This window comes from Porphyromonas gulae DSM 15663 (assembly GCF_000378065.1).
GTDB classification, from domain to species: Bacteria; Bacteroidota; Bacteroidia; order Bacteroidales; family Porphyromonadaceae; genus Porphyromonas; species Porphyromonas gulae.
The window spans coordinates 19894-36401 of sequence record NZ_KB899160.1 but is presented as its reverse complement, the minus strand read 5'-3'; the positions used below and the strand labels follow the sequence as shown (position 1 = coordinate 36401).

The 16508-nt window shown below is 55.7% G+C and carries 16 protein-coding genes; 2 read left to right on the top strand and 14 right to left on the bottom strand.

Features of this window, described 5'->3' with window-relative positions; genetic code table 11:
• Positions 1-9: 9 nt before the first annotated feature.
• Positions 10-1464: an aminoacyl-histidine dipeptidase gene (pepD, locus tag F452_RS0105545; RefSeq protein WP_018965243.1), complete on the top strand. Its 1455-nt coding sequence runs from the start codon at positions 10-12 to the stop codon at positions 1462-1464.
• Positions 1465-1570: 106 nt separating this feature from the next.
• The gene (gene fabD / locus F452_RS0105540; protein ID WP_018965242.1) at positions 1571-2452 is read left to right on the top strand and encodes an ACP S-malonyltransferase; all 882 of its coding nucleotides are present in this window, start codon (positions 1571-1573) and stop codon (positions 2450-2452) included.
• Between the two features lie 181 nt (positions 2453-2633).
• Here the strand turns inward: fabD and F452_RS0105535 are convergent, their stop codons facing one another.
• The 14 genes from F452_RS0105535 to nspC form a co-directional block, all read right to left on the bottom strand.
• Entirely contained in the window at positions 2634-3980 is a 1347-nt protein-coding gene (locus tag F452_RS0105535; RefSeq protein ID WP_018965241.1) for a lytic transglycosylase domain-containing protein, read from the bottom strand.
• Positions 3981-3998: 18 nt separating this feature from the next.
• Positions 3999-4706, bottom strand: a complete 708-nt coding sequence (locus tag F452_RS0105530) for a DUF5683 domain-containing protein (protein ID WP_018965240.1) — start codon at positions 4704-4706, stop codon at positions 3999-4001.
• Between the two features lie 19 nt (positions 4707-4725).
• Positions 4726-5595 (bottom strand): ParB/RepB/Spo0J family partition protein, encoded by an 870-nt coding sequence (locus F452_RS0105525; RefSeq protein WP_018965239.1) that lies wholly within the window; start codon positions 5593-5595, stop codon positions 4726-4728.
• A gap of 8 nt (positions 5596-5603) precedes the next feature.
• Entirely contained in the window at positions 5604-6380 is a 777-nt protein-coding gene (locus F452_RS0105520; protein ID WP_018965238.1) for a ParA family protein, read from the bottom strand.
• A 214-nt stretch (positions 6381-6594) separates the two neighbouring features.
• Positions 6595-7473, bottom strand: a complete 879-nt coding sequence (locus F452_RS0105515) for a carbon-nitrogen hydrolase (protein WP_018965237.1) — start codon at positions 7471-7473, stop codon at positions 6595-6597.
• Positions 7474-7490: 17 nt separating this feature from the next.
• Positions 7491-8516 (bottom strand): agmatine deiminase family protein, encoded by a 1026-nt coding sequence (locus F452_RS0105510; protein ID WP_018965236.1) that lies wholly within the window; start codon positions 8514-8516, stop codon positions 7491-7493.
• Between the two features lie 350 nt (positions 8517-8866).
• Positions 8867-9253: a preprotein translocase subunit SecG gene (secG, locus tag F452_RS0105500; protein WP_018965234.1), complete on the bottom strand. Its 387-nt coding sequence runs from the start codon at positions 9251-9253 to the stop codon at positions 8867-8869.
• Between the two features lie 2 nt (positions 9254-9255).
• On the bottom strand, positions 9256-9963 hold the full coding sequence (locus tag F452_RS0105495; protein WP_018965233.1) for a hypothetical protein: 708 nt from the start codon (positions 9961-9963) through the stop codon (positions 9256-9258).
• A 12-nt stretch (positions 9964-9975) separates the two neighbouring features.
• Entirely contained in the window at positions 9976-10515 is a 540-nt protein-coding gene (gene lptE, locus F452_RS0105490; RefSeq protein ID WP_018965232.1) for an LPS assembly lipoprotein LptE, read from the bottom strand.
• The gene (locus F452_RS0105485; RefSeq protein ID WP_018965231.1) at positions 10502-11755 is read right to left on the bottom strand and encodes a sigma-54 interaction domain-containing protein; all 1254 of its coding nucleotides are present in this window, start codon (positions 11753-11755) and stop codon (positions 10502-10504) included. Before F452_RS0105485 ends, lptE begins: the two co-directional genes overlap by 14 nt.
• 27 nt (positions 11756-11782) lie before the next feature.
• Complete coding sequence (locus F452_RS0105480; protein WP_026292227.1) at positions 11783-13051, bottom strand: LysM peptidoglycan-binding domain-containing protein; 1269 nt, start codon at positions 13049-13051, stop codon at positions 11783-11785.
• A gap of 36 nt (positions 13052-13087) precedes the next feature.
• Positions 13088-14392 carry a 30S ribosomal protein S12 methylthiotransferase RimO gene (gene rimO, locus F452_RS0105475; RefSeq protein WP_018965229.1) on the bottom strand — a complete coding sequence of 435 codons (1305 nt, stop codon included), beginning with the start codon at positions 14390-14392 and terminating at the stop codon, positions 13088-13090.
• The gene (gene ftsY / locus F452_RS0105470; protein ID WP_018965228.1) at positions 14389-15342 is read right to left on the bottom strand and encodes a signal recognition particle-docking protein FtsY; all 954 of its coding nucleotides are present in this window, start codon (positions 15340-15342) and stop codon (positions 14389-14391) included. The genes rimO and ftsY overlap by 4 nt, the downstream gene beginning before the upstream one ends.
• Before the next feature lie 26 nt (positions 15343-15368).
• Entirely contained in the window at positions 15369-16505 is a 1137-nt protein-coding gene (nspC, locus tag F452_RS0105465) for a carboxynorspermidine decarboxylase (protein ID WP_018965227.1), read from the bottom strand.
• Between the last annotated feature and the right edge of the window lie 3 nt (positions 16506-16508).

Genomic DNA, 16508 nt, shown 5'->3' with positions numbered 1-16508 from the left:
TTCACAGTTATGTCAACAGAGATCAAAAACCTCAAACCACGAGCCGTCTGGGAGTACTTCTACGACCTGACACAAATACCTCGACCTACCGGACAGATGGACGAGGTGACCAAGTACGTATTCGACTTCGGCAAGAGACTTGGTCTGGAGACCGAGCAAGACGAGGTGGGCAATGTCATCATTCGCAAGCCGGCCACGCCGGGCATGGAAAGCAGACCGATCGTGACCCTCCAATCGCACTTGGATATGGTGCCTCAAAAGAATTCGGACGTCGATCATGATTTCACCAAAGACCCCATCGATGCATATATCGACGGAGAGTGGGTGAAAGCTCGTGGCACTACTCTGGGAGCCGATAACGGTATCGGAGTGGCCTATGCAATGGCAGCTATGGCAGACTCTACTCTCAAGCATGGTCCGCTGGAAGCTCTCTTCACCATCAATGAAGAAGTGGGAATGGACGGTGCCAATGGTCTCAAGCCAGGGTTCTCTCGTGGCGACATCCTGCTCAATATAGACTCGGAGGCTGAAGGCAAGCTCTTCGTAGGCTGTGCAGGAGGTATCGATGTCAATGCCACACTGGAATATAAGGAGGAAGAACTCGTTTCGGACGAAGAAATAGGTGTAAAGGTATCTTTGACAGGACTCAAAGGAGGACATTCGGGTGTCGATATTCACCTTGGACGAGCCAATGCCAACAAACTGATGTTCAGATTCCTGAAAGAAGCTGTAGGATTCTACGGTGCTCGCTTGGCATGGGTAGAGGGAGGATCGCTCCGCAATGCTATTCCACGCGAAGCATTTGCCGTTATCACCATTCAGGAAGAAGAGGCCGGAGCTGTATGGGAACTGGTATCCGACTATCAGGATTTGTTCCGTAAGGAATTCAGCGGCATAGAGGAAAACATCAAGTTCGAGGCCAGTCGTATCGAATGCCCCCGAACGATTATCCCCGAAGAGATCCAGGACTGTCTGATCAATGCCGTGGAAGCCTGCGTCAATGGCCCGCAGTCGATGCTCCAAGACTTCCCCGGTACGGTAGAGTCTTCATCCAATCTGGCGTTGATCACAGCCAAGGAAGGGGTGATCTCCGCTCGTTTCCTGGTGCGTAGCTCTTCCGAATCGCGCAAGATGTGGGTAGCATCGGCTATCGAGAGCGTTTTCTCTTTGGCAGGAGCACGAGTGGAATTCGACGCTTCGTACAATGGCTGGCAGCCTAATATCCAGTCGCATATCCTCGAGGTGATGAGTAAAGTATTTGAAGAGTATTACGGCCAAAAGCCCGAAGTGCTGGTGATGCATGCCGGCTTGGAGTGCGGTATCATCCAAGGCGTAATGCCGGATATGGACATGATCTCGGTAGGCCCCGAACTCCGATCGCCGCACTCTCCGGACGAGAGGGTTCATATCGAATCCGTAGCTCGCACGTGGGAGGTGCTGGTGAAAGTACTGGAGCGGGTGTAGGCCGAATGTGGAGAAATCGTCCATCGTCTTTTGATGCTCGACTTTAACAGAATAGAGAGACTAATAGAATAATCGGAATCATAATCAAGACTATAACGAAACAGAGATGAAAGCATTTGTATTCCCCGGTCAGGGAGCACAGTTTGTAGGAATGGGAAAAGACCTGTACGAACAGAACCCCGAGGCCAAAGCATATTTTGAAAAAGCCAATGAGATATTAGGCTTTCGCATTACGGACATCCTCTTCAACGGCACGGCAGAGGAGCTGAAACAAACCAAAGTGACCCAGCCGGCGATCTTCCTTCACTCGGTGATTCTGGCCAAAACGATGGGCGAAGACTTCCGTCCCGATATGGTCGCAGGCCACTCGCTCGGAGAGTTTTCGGCATTGGTCGCAGCAGGTGCCATGACCTTCGAAGATGGTCTTCGCCTCGTATCGAAACGTGCCATGGCCATGCAGAAAGCATGCGAAGTACGCCCCTCGACTATGGCGGCTGTACTGGGTTTGCCTGACGAAAAGGTAGAAGAAATCTGTGCCCAAGTGACGGACGAAGTTGTCGTACCGGCCAACTACAACTGCCCGGGACAGATCGTTATATCCGGTTCGGTAGAAGGAGTGGACAGAGCTTGCGAGCTGCTCAAGGAAGCCGGAGCCAAGCGTGCTCTTAAGCTTGCTGTCGGTGGAGCATTCCATTCCCCTCTGATGGAACCGGCTCGTGAAGAGCTGGCAAAAGCCATCGAAGAGACTACGATCAGTCAGCCGATCTGCCCCATCTATCAGAATGTAACGGCTTCTGCTGTCACCGATCCGGCAGAGATCAAGAAGAACCTGATAGCACAGCTGACGGCACCGGTTCGCTGGACACAGAGTGTGCTGAATATGACTGCCGATGGAGCCGACCACTTTATGGAGTTAGGCCCCGGAAATGTATTGCAGGGCTTGGTGAAGAAAATAGCGCCTGACGTGACAACGGAAGGACGTCAGTAACCGGATCATAAGACTTTCTAAAAGAAGCGGTGTGCCGAAATCGCCCGAACAGCGACTCAAGAGGCACACCGCTTTTCTATTGCCTACAGACTATACGACCGGCTATTCTCCGGACTTTTCTTGTCATAAGCCTTGGAGAGTATAGACGGTTCGTGCTTATTCGGAAGAGGGTGGCGGAGGATTATTTCCTTCTGCGGGACTTTCGCTTGGCTCTGTACTTGCCCTTTTTCTTGGAGCCGGGGGACGAGCTTTTAGTGATTTGCAGCTTCTGACCGGGTTTGACGGAAGCCGACTTCAAGCCGTTTGCCTTCTGAATGGCTGCCACCGAGGTGCCGTAACGTTTGGCGATGGATGAGAGCGATTCACCTCGTTTGACATTATGGAAGATGATGGTTCGTCCGGATCCTCCTGAGCGTTGTCCGCCTTGCTCAGGGAAATCCGATACGGAAACTTCCAAGTCAGGGGAATAAAGCGAATCGCGAACCTTGTCCAATTCCTTGATGGCAGTGACAGGAAGACGTAGTCGGCACAGCTGGGTATTGCCGGGGATGATGCCCCTTCTGTATTGGGGATTGAGCAGCTGCAATTCGTCGTTGGTCACACCGGATAAGCGGCGAATGTGATCGAAGGATACTTGTCGGGACAGCATGATCGTATCCGTAGCCAAGGGAACGCCTGTCTCTCCGGCGCAGATCTCATGTTCGATATGGTAGTGCATGGCATAGTATGCACCGATGAAGAGCGGGATGTAGTTCCGCGTTTCGCGAGGAAGATAGGGATAGATCTCCCAGAAGTCGGTCTTGCCACCGGACTTTCGGATGGCTTTGTTCACATTGCCGAGTCCGCAGTTATAAGCTGCGATGCAGAGGAGCCAGTCATGATAGAGGTCGTACATGTCCTTGAAGTAGCGGCAGGCAGCCTCTGTACTTTTTTGCAGATCCAGCCGTTCGTCGACGAGGCTGTTTATAGTGAGTCCGTATATCTTGCCCGTAGCCAGCATGAACTGCCAGATACCGGCTGCTCCGGCCGGCGATACTGCCGTAGGGTTGAGAGCCGACTCCACGATGGTCAGGTACTTCAGCTCGATCGGGAGGTTATGACGGTCGAGCGTCTCTTCGATCTGAGGGAAATACAGGTCGGCGAGCGAGAGCATATAGCGGACAAGGCGACGACGTTCCTCGGTGTAGAGCTTGATGCACTGCTTGACGGCAGGGTTGAATTGTATGGGTACGGCCGATGGCAGGGCGGAAAGCCTCCGGATGTACACGGAGTCCGGAGTATAAGGACCCGTATCGGAGTTGATGCACGGACGCTCGCCACGTTTTGTCTTGGTGGAATATCCTTTATGCCAAGTGCGGAGGAGTCTCTCCAAATCCTTGTCCAAGTCCGAAGAGGGTAGCAGACGACGGGCTGCATTGCGCACGTCCTGAGTAGAGTCCGCCGGAGTGTAACGACCTATGGCATAGGACGATCGGATCGGCAGAAAAGCCAGGAAGGCAATGAGGGCGGGGAGGAGATATTGTTTCATCCGGAGAGTAAGGGGAGGTCAAAAAGTGAGGCCGCAGCTAACTCCATAACGGAAAAGGCCGGACTTATCGTCTGTACCCACCGTCGGACTGAAATGAAAAGAGAGGTCGGGAGAGATGTTGAAGTCGAACAATTCGGCATCCACATAGGCATCCAGCATCGTCAGAAAGTAGACGCCGAGCGTAATGATGATACTCAAATCCCTGTTGCGACGGTAGTACTCCGTGCCGCGTTTGAGTCGTGCTCTGAGCTGTTCGCTCTTGACGTAGTCGGCCGGATCGGCCCCGAAGGGAAGGAAGTTGTGCCAAGCCGTCTGCGAAGGATCGCCACTCATGAAGTCGGCATAGGCTTTACGATACTCGGTGTACGTCTTGTTGTTCCAGAGGATGGCATAGCCGCATCCCGTGAATGCACCCCATACGATCGGCAGCTTCCAATACTTGCGGTTGTAGATCTGACCTGCTCCGGGCAGGAGGGCCGAGTAGAGGAGTGCACGGGTGGAATTGGGTTTCCACGTCTTGGCTGTCGAGAGGTCGCGGGGAGATGCAGTAGCGGCCGGCAGGGAAGGCGTCTGCACTCGGAGCGTATCGGGGAGCTTCGTAGTCGCGGTATCGGCCGCACTCGTCGCCGGCCGTGCGAGACTGTCGGGCACGACGCTCTGTGCCGCTGCCTGAGAAAGACAAAGGCAGAGGAACAGGACGACAATTCTCCAACGACTTCCGGACATAACGGCTACGGTAAGAGGATTAGCGGATACGCTCGAGCAAAGCCATGATTCGCTCCAGCTCTTCTTCCGATGCGAAGGGAATGGTCAGCTTGCCTTTCCCCTTGGCATCGCAGTCGAGCTTGACCTTCGTCCGGAAGAATCGGGACAACTGACCCGTGAGCAGGCGGTACTCTTCCGGCAGAGACTGCTTGGCCTTCTTCTGCTTGGCGGACGAATCGGCTCCCTCTTCGCGGTAACGCGCTGCCAGACTCTCCACGGCACGGACGCTGAGTCCCTGCCTGATGATCTCGGCATAGAGGGCAAGCTGATGCTCGGGATCGGGGATACTGAGCAAGGCGCGGGCATGCCCCATATCTATTTTCTTCTGGGTCAGACCTATCTGTATCTCGCCCGGGAGCTTGAGGAGACGCAGGTAGTTGCTGATCGTGGTGCGCTTCTTGCCCACGCGGGTGCTGAGTTCCTCCTGTGTGAGGTCGTAGGTCTCGATGAGCTTCTGATAGGCCAGAGAGATCTCGATGGCGTTGAGGTCTTCGCGCTGGATGTTTTCGATCAGTGCCATCTCCATCACATGTTCGTCCTCTTCCGTCTTGATGTATGCCGGCAGGGTGGTCATACCGGCCATTCGGGCTGCACGCCAGCGGCGTTCTCCGGAGATGATCATATAGTCGCCGGTGGACTTCTTCAGTAGTGTGATGGGCTGTACCAATCCTATCGAATGGAGCGAAGCGGCCAGTTCTTTCAGGGACTCTTCCTCGAAAGTCCGGCGCGGCTGATCGGGATTGGGGTATATATCGCTGATGGCCACTTCGCTGATGGACGAAGACCCTATGACCTCCGCATCGAGGAGGGAGTCCAGGCCACGACCGAGCGTTTTCTTCGTATGCTTCATAAGTAGAGTCAGGCTCCTTTCTGTTTGTGCTTTTTGATCAGCTCGGCCGCCAGCTGCATATGATTGACCGCTCCGCGGCTATCGGCATCGTACAGCAGTGCCGGGATACCGTGGCTGGGTGCCTCGCTTAGTTTGATGTTGCGCTGGATGACCGTATCGAAGACCAGATCGCGGAAGTGCTTCTTGACCTCTTCGTATATCTGATTGGCCAGTCGCAGGCGGCTGTCGTACATGGTCAAGAGGAAACCCTCTATCTCCAGTGTGGGATTGAGCTTGCCTTTGATAATGCGGATCGTATTGAGCAGCTTGCTGATCCCTTCGAGAGCGAAGTATTCGCACTGCACGGGGATGATGACGGAATGCGCCGCCACGAGCGAATTGACCGTGATAAGGCCCAGCGAGGGGGAGCAGTCGATGAGGACGTAGTCGTACCGATCGGCTATGCCGCGCAGCAGACGGTGCATCACTTTCTCGCGCTCCGGCAGGTTGAGCATCTCGATCTCTGCACCGACGAGGTCGATATGCGAAGGGATAATGTCCAGCCCGTCCACGGGAGTGGGCAGCACAGCTTCGGTCACCGGCAGATTGCACACGAGACATTCGTATATGGTGTTCTGCAGGGAAGCGATGTCTACGCCCAGTCCGGAGGAAGCATTGGCCTGCGGATCGGCATCGACCACCAATACTTTCTTCTCCAACGTAGCGAGCGAAGCTGCCAGATTGATAGTCGTTGTAGTCTTGCCTACACCGCCTTTCTGATTGGCCAGAGCGATTATTTTACCCATATTTCAAGAATATCAATGCGCCAAAACTACGTATTTTCGATCTACTAACGTGGCACATACGTGGAACATTGTATTACAACTGTTGAAAACTCCTCTATATTGTTGATAAAGGTTACACTATATAATAGTAGGAAAACGCCCCACGGAAAGGAACGCTCCGGCTCCTTTTCCAAGGGGGGAGAAACGGACCCCATCCCCCCTCTCGCCATGACGATCAGCCCCGAAGGAAACGCTCCGTGAGGCCGGAGAAAGCGTCGATCCGCCGATCCCGGAAGAACGGCCACCAGCGGCGCACCTGCTCGGTTCGGGAGGGATCTATATCCACTACCTCCACAGCCTCTTCCGTTGCGCTCAGCTCGGCCAGCAGTTCGCCCTGCGGTCCGGCTACGAAGCCGGAGCCCCAGAACGTGATGCCACCGGTCCGGCCTGAAGGATCTGCCTCGTAGCCGACCCTGTTCACCGCCACCACGGGGATGCCGTTGGCCACGGCATGTCCACGCTGTACGATCTGCCACGCTTGGCGTTGGCGGAGCTGCTCGGCAGGCACGTCCGTGCTTTCGGTACCGATAGCCGTGGGGTAGATCAGTATATCGGCACCCTGCATGGCCATCAGTCGCGCCGCTTCGGGATACCACTGATCCCAGCAGACCAATACGCCGAGGCATCCGACGGACGTCGGGATGGGGGTAAAGCCCAAGTCGCCGGGCGTGAAATAGAACTTCTCGTAATAGGCAGGGTCATCCGGTATATGCATCTTGCGATACTTCCCTGCGATAGTGCCGTCTCGCTCCAGCACGACGGCCGTATTGTGGTAAAGCCCCGGAGCGCGCTTCTCGAAGAGGGAGAGCACCAGCACGATGCCGGCTTCGCGTGCGATGGTACCGAAGAAATCGGTACTCGGTCCCGGGATGGTCTCTGCCTGGTCGAATACCTGCACGTCTTCCGTCTGGCAGAAATAAAGCCCGTTGTGCAGCTCTTGGAGTACGACCAGCTCGGCACCGCGTCGGGCGGCTTCGCGGATCTTGTCCGCCAGTCGCTCTTGGTTCGAGCGGACGTCCGCGGTGTTGGCTTGCTGAATGAGTGCTACTTTCATAGTCCTTTGCTGTGGAATTAGCGTATGAATCCTTGGGGGTACTGCATCGTAACGCAGTGGAGACTGCCATGCTGCTTGACGAGTGCACGGCAGTCGATGCCGATGACCTCTCTATCGGGAAACAGCCCCTGCATCACCGAGAGGGCGACGGCATCGAGGCGCGAATCGTAGGTGGGCACGAGTACTGCCCCGTTGATGATGAGGAAATTGGCATAGGTGGCGGGCAGTCTGTCCGCTCCGTCGTATAGGGCTTCCGCCATGGGCAGCGGCACGAGTCGGTACGGCTCTCCGTCCGGGCGGCGCAGCTCCTTCAGCTCCTGCTCCATGGCCGTGAGGTCGGTATGGTGCTCGTCCGTGGGATCTTCCGAGCGGACGTAGACGATGGTACGGGCATCGACGAACCGCGCCAGCGTGTCGATGTGCCCGTCGGTGTCGTCGCCGGCCAAGGCTCCGTGGCGGAGGGAGAGTACACGGCTGACGCCGAGGCTCTCTTTCAGCGTGTCGATAATGGCCGCACGGCTCAGGCCGGCGTTGCGGTTCGGCTCGAAGAGGCAGCTGTCCGTGGTGAGCAAAGTGCCTTCGCCGTCCGTCTCCAGTGCTCCACCTTCGAGAACGAAGGCGAGGCGATTGTCGAGGGTAACTCCCTCGGCGAAGAGACCCAGCGCGTGGAGCCGTCTCGTGATGAGATTGTCGTGATGGGCGGCGAACTTCATGCCCCAGCCATTGAAGGTGAAGTCGGCTATCATCGGACGGCCGTCGGCAAGGAGGGAGATGCCTCCGTGGTCGCGCGCCCATGTATCGTTCGAGGGTAGCTCGAAGCAGCTGAGCCGGTGGTGCAGCTCCGGAGGCAGCAGGCCGAGCACCCGTTTGCGATCGGGGCAAACGACTATCAGCCGCTGGTGGCGGAGTATGGCGGTGGCTATGCGGACGAAGCAGGTTTCCACCTCTTCGAGCATATATGCCCAGTCGGTCAAGGGGTGAGGCCAGGTCAGTTGTACGGCCTCTTGCGGTGCCCATTCGGGCAGGAATAGTCTCTTTGTCATTGGCTTTGTCGTCTGCTCTCTTGTCGGGGCTTTCCTAAACGTCTAGACCTTTCTCTAAAAACGTCTAGACGTTTGTCTCAATACGTCTAGACGTTTCGGGCAAAACGTCTAGACCTTTTTGTCGAAACGTCTAGACGTTTTTTCGGGGTACGTCCGTTCGTTCCATCAGTAAGGGCTTGTCGCACCCCTCGGAAGCTCTGTCGGTCTGCATGCTGTCCCTCTGCCGAAGGGCGGCGGAGCGGCCGCTCCACCAAAGTAAAACGTCTTTGCCCTCAAGCCTCGGCTCAAAGACAAAGACGTCTGTCGATCCCCTTATCTCCTGCAAGGGATATAGAAAGGGCTGATCCTCCTTATTGTGCCTGCCCCTCCTCGGGAGTGGTCTCTCCTGTCGCGGGCTGGGCGGATTCCGTAGCAGCGGCATCTCCGCCGAAGTTGATCACCGCAGAGTTCTTTTCTTCTTTCACCTTCTTGTTCAGGGTTTCCTTCATGACGTTTTGGCTTTCATCTGCTTTCCCTGTGTGGAGGAAGTGAGTAGAAACGATCGCCAGAACGGCAATAATACCGGCCGACCACCAAGTGGCTTTCTCGAGGAAATCGGTAGTCTTGCGGACGCCCATGATCTGATTGCTGGATGCGAAGCCTGCTGCCAAGCCTCCCCCTTTGGAGTTCTGTACCACTACGACCAGAATAAGGAAGAGCGATATGAGCAGAATGAGAATAGTCAGTACGATGTACATCTTTATAGTTTGTTTTTGTCGTTAATAATCAACTTCTCTAAGAATCGAATTTGATCCGCAAAGTAAAGGTTTTTTTCCGGATAATTCAAACTAATGGTACGAATTATCCTCAGTGCCTTATCGTAACGTCCCTGCTTGATGTATATACGCGCGAGGGTTTCGGTGAAGAGCCCTTCGTCCAGCTCGTCCGCCGGGACGATCGGGGCCGGATCCTTGGCTGCCGGAGGCGTGCTCTCAGGCGGTGTGTCGGCTGCCTGCACGGACAAGACCGGCACGCTATGGGACGATTCGGCCTGATCGGCAGGTGCCGTGGCGGCGAAGTAGTCCGAAGCCGAAGCGATACCGCTGTCTCCTCCGTAGGAGATCTCCGAAGGCAGGTCGGCCCCGCTTCGGGTCATTTCGTCGAGGAAGTCATCGATGAGCGAGAAGGCGTCCGGCTCCTTGTCGGCCGAGGCAGGTTGTAGCTGCTCCGGATGCGTATATTGCTCCACGAGCAGGTACAGCTTGCGCCTGTCCGGCAGATAGGGCGCCAGCCGGCGCAGCTCCGAAGCATAGCGCACGTCCTGCACCACATACATATTATATAGGTATAGGAAGACGAAGGTGGAGCAGTAGGGATAGGCCTCGTACAGGGCTTTCATCTCGGGCAGCGTGGCGGCCGAGAGTCGGGAGGGGTGCTCCATGTAGGCATACAGGTCGTTAGTCGTCATAGTGGGGGAGGATTACCAGTTCTCTACCGTAGCGTTATACACCTGCTTCACCAGGTCCTCGACCATATTGGCCAGCAGGGCGTCCTGTACCGTCACCAGATCCTGGCCGCTGTCGAAGTCTGTGGAGGACGTAAAATCCCGATCGAAGCTCTGTTCGGGGAAGGCCTTGTTCTCGTAGTGCACCTGAATGGATAAGGTTACCTTGGTACGTGCGGCCAGATCGTTGTCCTGCACGGCGAGGGGAGCGAGGTCGTAATTAGTGATCACCACCTCGATGATCATGTCGGCATCGTTGGTTCGTGCCATTTCGAGCTTGGTGCGGCGCGTAAAATGGTTTTGCAGGGCTTCAGTCATATTCTGCGCCAACGGAGGATATACACGGGTGGCCTGATTGGTCACATCCGGCATATAAAGCGTTTTCACGCGGCTATAGTCCAAAGCTCCTCCGTTGAAGCTGTAGGAGATGCTGCATGCCGAGCAGGTCAGCAGGACAATGAGCACTGCCACAAAAGCGGAAAGGCTGTATCGCCCAAGGGTTCTATTCCAGTCCATACTCCTTGATTTTACGGTATAGTGTCCGCTCCGAAATCTTCAGTTCCTCGGCCGTCTGCTTGCGCTTGCCGCCGTGGCGTTCCAGTGCGCGGGAGATCATTTTCCTCTCCACCTCCTCCAGCGAAATCGGATCCTCGGTGTATTCGCTGGCTTCCTGTATCGGCTCCACGGGGTCTACTGCTTCCGCGATGGGGGACGTATGCGTGCTGACGCCCCACTTGGCGTCCGCATTGCGCTTGTCGTCACCGCCCCAGACGTCCGTTCCCACAGACCATGAGGGCTGTTCGTGGTGCGCCAAGCGGTTCATCATTCCTTTCAGATCGGCTATCTCTTTCTTCATATCGTATAGCACTTGGTAGATGATCTCGCGCTCGTAATGGGGGATTTGTTTGTCTGCTTCGGTCGGTTCGTTCCGCCGGATCACCACGGGGTGGAAGTCCTGCATCCCCCCTGCGTCCAAATAGCGAGTGATAGTCTCTGCCGATACCGTCCGCTCCTCCTCGAGGATGCTCAGCCTGTCGGTTATATTGCGCAGCTCTCGCACATTGCCGGGCCAGCGGTAACGCATCAATATGGTACGGGCTTCGTCCGAGAGGCGCAGCGGTGGCATCTGGTACTTCTCCGCGCTGTCAGCGGCAAAACGGCGGAAAAGCAAGGGCACGTCGTCCGGTCGCATACGCAGCGCAGGCACCTCGATCGGTACCGTATTGAGACGGAAGAAGAGGTCTTCCCGGAACTTCCCGTTCGCTACCGCCTCCTTCAGGTTTACGTTCGTCGCCGCTACGATACGGACATCCGTCTTCTGCGACTGGCTGGCTCCTACGGGGATAAACTCGCCCGTCTCCAGCACCCTGAGCAGCCTCGCCTGTGTAGGCAAAGGCAGTTCGCCCACTTCGTCCAGAAAGATCGTGCCGCCGGATGCTTCTTCGAAGTAGCCCTTGCGGTCCGATACCGCTCCGGTGAAGGAACCTTTGCGGTGTCCGAACAGCTCGGAGTCGATGGTTCCTTCAGGGATGGCTCCGCAATTAACGGCAATGTAGCTATGATGTTTCCGGGCACTGTAGTAGTGGATTATCTGTGGGAAGAACTCTTTCCCCGAACCGCTCTCCCCCGTCACGAGGACGGACATGTCGGTAGGAGCCACCTGCGCTGCCACTCGGATGGCATGTTCCATCAGCGGACTGCTGCCGATGATGCCGAAACGCTGTTTGATCTGTTGTACATCTATATTGGTGCTCATGGCCACAAAATTAGAAAAACCCCGACGCTACTGCCGTCCTTCCCTCATTCCTATCCGGAACTGAAGGGACAAAGCTCTTCTCAACGAAGCCGTATCGGCTGCATCTATCCCGTACTTCTCAGGCAAAGGAAGTACCAGCTCCGTACCCAAAGGGATGTTGTTGGGATCTGCGATTTTCTCTTTGTTCTCTTCATATATATAGACCCAGAATACGCGGTCGCCATACTTCTCCAAGGCGATGCGGGCCAAAATGTCCCCTTTGCGGATAACGATCCGGCCGAGATCCGTCGCGGCAGGTACGGTCTTTACCGTATCGGTCGTCTTGGCGGTCGTATCCACGGGTGAAGACATCCGGACGGGAGGTTCTTGTCGGGTCGGCTCTTTTGTCGAGAGGACAGGCATCCGATACAGTAGCAAGTATGCCGCAGCGGCACCCAATATCAGGACTGTCAGGAAGACAATAGCGGTCGTCCTCCTGCTCTTTTGCCCCCTCTCTTTCTTCTCCGCCGGCTCTTCGGTCGGGGCGGAAGGCTCCTTCGCTGCCGGCTGCGGTACCTCTTCCGTATCGGGAAGCGGCTCCTCCGTCAAGGCTTTCTCCTCGGCAGGTGTAGGAAGTATATCATCTTCCGTCTGTACCGATGTATCGGTATCGCTTTCGGCAGGGACGGGGATCTCTTGAGGCTCTGCGACTTCCTCTTGGCTCTCTTCGTGCAATGAAACGAACGAAACCCCTTCTTCGACAAGCGGTTTGGTGATGGTATCGGGTATCTCAGCGGTCGGCAACAAATCGACTTGGGGGAACATGGAGAAAGGTCTGTTGAGCACCTCCGACAACTCCCCCTCCGCGATGAAGCGGTATCCTGTCAGGTCATCGCCTTCTTTCACCGGCTCGAAGCGTCCGAACTGCGACCAGGAAACGGGATGACCTCTTCGGAGAAGCTCCGAAAGCAGTTCGGGGATAGCCTTCCACCAGCGCATCACGACTTCCTCCGTATAGGGTACCAAGTCTATAAGGGCATGAGGGATCGTCTCTCGGATGGCGGAGGAACTCGAAGACGTCAGCCGGAGTTCTATCCTCGGTGGCACCAGCACGCGTGAGCCATCCGGGCGGATTCCTACATATTCATCCGCCTTCACAGCCTGCCACAAGCCTATACCATCCTGCCTTACGGCGTCCCCCTTGGAGAGGAACTGACCCATCAAACGACAGTAATGAGACCATAGTTCGTTCGAGGTCGATACATCGACACCTGAGGCCGTGGCCAACTGCGCAATCCAAAGTTCCTGTTGTATCATCCGGTTCTGCTTTTGGTTTCGGTAGGAGGGGTTTTATCAGTCCACTATACGTGCATAGAGATCGAAAGGCTCTGCACCGGTCACTTCCACCATATAAAACCGCCCGGGTTTCAACTCCTGACCGGAGACGAACGGGATCAGTACCTCGGGATCGACCTCAGGCGAATCGTATTCCGTCCGCCCCACATAGAACCCATCTTCCGCACGGTCTATGATCACGCGCAGGCGGCTGCCGATCTTCGCCTCGTTATGAGCGGCAGAGATACGTTCCTGCACGGCCATCAGTTCGCCAAGACGTTCCTGCTTGACGGATTCGGGTATATCGTCTTGATAGTTCTTGTCGCAGTAGGTGCCGCTCTCGTGCGAATAGGTGAATGCCCCTAACCGTTCGAATCGGATGTCTCGCACGAACTGCAGCAACTCCTCGAAGTCCTTCTCCGTCTCGCCCGGGTGGCCGGTCATCAGCGTAGTACGCAGATGGATACCGGGTACTTCCGTTCGGATCCTTTGGATCAGACGGTAGGTCTCCGCCTTGGTAATGCGCCTGCGCATCAGTCTGAGCATCGGATCGCTAATGTGCTGCAGAGCCATGTCGAGGTATTTGCAGACGTTAGGCCGCTCACGCATCACAGGCAAGAGATCCAAAGGAAACTGTGCCGGATAAGCATAATGGAGTCGAAGCCACTCGACCCCTTTGATGTCGGACAAACGAGCTGTCAGTTCTGCCAGACGGTTGGCTCCGTACAGGTCGAGGCCGTAGAAAGTAAGATCCTGAGCGATCAGTTGGAACTCCCGAGTACCATGCTTTACGAGCATCCGTACCTCTTCGACTAAGTCCTCCATCGGGCGCGACCGATGCCGGCCGGTGATAATCGGTATGGCGCAGTACGAACAGCTACGATCGCAGCCCTCGGATATTTTCAGATAGGCATAATGCCGCGGCGTGGTCAGTTTGCGCCTGTTCTCCGCCTCGGCATAATAAGACTTCCCCAAATGGGAAATGAGCTGCTTCCAGTCGAACTTGCCGTAGTAAGCATCTACTTCGGGTATCTCTTTCTTCAGATCCTCCCGAAACCGCTCGCTCAAACAGCCCATTACATACAGCTGACCGATCCGTCCGGCCTTCTTCGCCTCCACCATCTCCAGAATGGTATTGACAGACTCCTCCTGTGCATCGCCTATAAATCCGCAGGTATTCACCACGACGATCTCGCCGCATACCGAAGCCGGATCATGATGCACTGTATAGCCGTTGGACAGGAACTGGCGCATCAGCACCTCGCTGTCCACCAGATTCTTGGAGCACCCAAGCGTAATGACGTCTACTCTGTTTCTTCTCATTCGCCAAAGAGAGAGTCCACGAATTCTTTCTTACGGAAGATCTGTAGGTCGTCCATGCCCTCACCCAAGCCGATGTACTTCACCGGTATCTTGAACTGATCGGATATGCCGATGACCACACCGCCCTTAGCCGTGCCGTCGAGTTTGGTCACGGCGAGGGCATTCACTTCAGTCGCTGCGGTGAACTGCCTTGCCTGTTCGAAGGCGTTCTGACCGGTGGATCCGTCCAATACCAATAGGATCTCATGCGGAGCATCGGGCACTACCTTCTGCATCACACGCTTGATCTTCGTCAGCTCGTTCATCAGATTCACCTTATTGTGCAGACGTCCGGCCGTATCGATGATCACGACATCGACGCCGTTGGCCACGGCCGAACTGACCGTGTCATAAGCCACCGAAGCGGGGTCGCTACCCATCTGTTGCTTAATGATAGGTACTCCAACTCGCTCCGACCAGATCTCCAACTGCTCTACGGCCGCAGCACGGAAAGTATCGGCAGCTCCGAGCACGACACTCTTGCCGGCCTGACGAAAGCGATGTGCCAGCTTGCCGATGGTCGTGGTCTTGCCTACGCCGTTTACGCCTACTACCATGATCACATAAGGTTTGGTACCGGAGGGTATGTCGAAGTTGTCGCCATCGGCCGATCCGTTCTCCGTGAGCAGCGAGGCGATCTCCTGACGGAGGATAGCCGTCAGTTCGGAAGTGGAAACGTATTTGTCGCGAGCCACTCGTTCCTCTATACGCTTGATGATCTTGAGCGTGGTATCGACGCCTACATCCGAAGTCACCAGCACGTTTTCCAATTCGTCCAAGACCTCATCGTCCACTTTGCTCTTACCGGCTACGGCACGAGTGATCTTGGCGAATACGTTTTCTTTGGTCTTGGACAGGCCTTCGTCCAAAGTCTCCTTTTTCTTCTTCGAGAATAATCCGAATAATCCCATATCGTATATGCTGTTATATCTCTTCCTTAGTTCATTCTGTTCTTGTAATCCTCATAATCGAATCGGCGCAATACCTCTTTCTTCCCATCGGTACGCAGCAGTACGATGTCTGGATGGCGTACCCCGTTGAACATGGTCGTCTTCACAGTCGTGTAGTGGAGCATGTCCTCGAATATCAGTTCATCGCCCACCTGCAACGGCCGGTCGAAGCTCCAGTCGCCAATGAAGTCGCCGCTCAGACAGCTGCATCCGCCTATCCTGTATGTGGGCAGTCCGGGTACCGGCTCCTGATGTGCTCCACGAATGACGGGTTTGTAAGGCATCTCCAGACAGTCCGGCATGTGACAGGTGAAGGATACGTCCACGATAGCAGTGGCAATGCCCTGATGCTCTACGATGTCCACCACCGTGCTCTTGAGGAACCCCGTCTGCCAGCCGAAAGCACTGCCCGGCTCCATGATAAGATGCAGATGGGGGTGGCGACGGGAGAAGTCGTTCAGCACTTGCACGAGGTGCTCCACGTCATAGTCCCGACGGGTCATCAGGTGGCCGCCGCCCATATTGAGCCAACGCGCTTGCTCCAGCACGGAAGCGAAGCGATCCTCAATGATCTTGAGGGTCTTCTCCAGTTCATAGCTTGTACTCTCGCAAAGCGTATGAAAGTGCAGGCCCTCGATATCCTCCGGCAGGGTGTCGCCCAGCTCGGAAGCCGATACACCGAAACGCGAACCCGGTGCACAGGGATTGTAAAGAGCGGTCTCTACGGCCGAGTATTCGGGGTTGATCCTGAGTCCGAGCGATACGCCTACGTTCTTCACCATGGGAGAGAGCAGGCGGTACTGGCTGAGGGAGTTGAACGTGACGTGGCTGCTATAGCGCAGTATCTCCGGAAACTCCTGCGGCGTATAAGCCGGGCTGAATGTATGAGCCGGTGCGCCCATCTCTTCGAAGGCAAGGCGGGCTTCCCATATGGAGCTGGCCGTACTGTGGGGTACGTATTCCCTGATGATCGGGAAGGTGCGCCAGAGGGCATAAGCCTTGAATGCGAGGATGATCTCCACACCCGTACGGTCGGCTACGGACGCGATCAGGGACAGATTGCGCCTGAGCAGATCTTCTTCCAGTACGTAGGCCGGAGATGCTATGTCGTGGTATCTTGCCATCTC